Raw genomic sequence first — 271 nt, forward strand, 5'->3', positions numbered from 1 at the left:
GGGAATTGGGCAATCCAAACTCGCCGAAGGTCATCTTCTATGCGTTCGACCTGCTGCACCTCAACGGTCGGGATCTCCGGCAACAGCCGCTGGTGAAACGCAAAGCCGCGCTAGAAAAGCTGGTGAAGGACAGGGCGCCGACATTGACCTATGCCGAGCATCTGGAGGTGAGCGGCAGCGACGTGTTTGAACATGCATGCCGGATGGGCTTGGAGGGGATCGTATCCAAGCGAGCGGATGCCCCCTATCGCTCAGGTGTGCAGACGAGCTG

At 59.4% G+C, this 271-nt stretch carries 1 protein-coding gene; it reads left to right on the top strand.

What is annotated here, in order from left to right:
• The coding region (locus ACWUKX_RS31080) for an ATP-dependent DNA ligase (protein WP_456010474.1) at window positions 1–271 on the top strand (271 nt) is incomplete at both ends.

It is taken from the genome of Mesorhizobium sp. f-mel, assembly GCF_053850215.1.